General features: G+C 71.3%; 1 protein-coding gene. It reads right to left on the bottom strand.

What is annotated here, in order from left to right; all coding sequences use genetic code 11:
- Nucleotides 1-912, bottom strand: a 912-nt coding sequence (locus ACFRCR_RS18735; RefSeq protein WP_377679696.1) for a cation diffusion facilitator family transporter, incomplete at its 3' end; no start/stop codon positions are given.
- Between the last annotated feature and the right edge of the window lie 133 nt (nt 913-1045).

The following is a 1045-nucleotide window of genomic DNA, read 5'->3' on the forward strand; positions in this document are numbered from 1 at the left end:
CTCGCCCCGACGCTGGCCGGTTTCGTGGTAGATCGTGGGGGCTTTGGGGCCGGCCGCGGGGCCGCGTTCCTCGGCGGGGTCGATCGCCCGCGCGATCGACGCCCCGTCGGTGGTAGCGGTGACCTCGATCTTGGCCGCGACGAGCAGCTCCTCGGGTCCGAGGTGCAGCGTCTTGAGGTGAATGACGGACGCGACCCCCTCGCCCACGAGAGCCGTGCGGATCGCGGCGACGTCGGCGCTGGTCGCGGACTCGCCGAGCAGCAGCGAGCTGGTCTCCAGGGCCAGGACGATCGCGATGAGGACCAGCAGGATGCCGATGCACGCGGTGCCGGCGGCGTCCCAGCGCCCGTCCCCCGTGACCAGGGTCAGCCCCACGCCACCGAGGGCGAGGACCAGGCCGATCAGTGCGCCGAAGTCCTCGAGGAGCACCACGGGGAGCTCGGGTGCCTTGGCGTTGCGGACGAACGCCGGCCAGGACTGCTCACCGCGCACGGTGTTCGACTCACGGATCGCGGTGCGGAACGAGAACCCCTCCATGCCGATCGCGACCAGCAGGACCGCGATGGGGACCCACTGCCACTCGGTGATGGGGTGCGGGTCCTGCCACTTGTGCCACGCCTCGTACAGAGCGAACAGCCCACCGACCGTGAACAGCACGATCGAGACGATGAACGCGTAGACGTAGCGTTCGCGGCCGTACCCGAAGGGGTGCTCCTCGTCGGCCGCCCGTCGCGACCGTCTCCCGCCGAGGAGCAGCAACGCCTGGTTGCCCGAGTCGGCGAGCGAGTGCACGCCCTCGGCCAGCATCGACGAGGCCCCCGTGAGGCCCCATGCGACGAACTTCGTGACGGCGATGCCCATGTTCGCGAGCAGTGCCGCGACGACCGCCTTGGTGCCGCCCTGAGCTGACATGGCGTGGCTCTCCTTCGACTCGGGACGTCGCAGGGCGCGGCCCGCGGCGAGTGCTCGGTCCAGCATCGCACCGCGGGCTCACCGTGGGGACGGGAACCGTGGAACACGCCGCGAGCCCGGCACCCCTGGGGGT

It is taken from the genome of Oerskovia sp. NPDC056781 (assembly GCF_042789955.1).
GTDB classification, from domain to species: Bacteria; Actinomycetota; Actinomycetes; order Actinomycetales; family Cellulomonadaceae; genus Oerskovia; species Oerskovia rustica.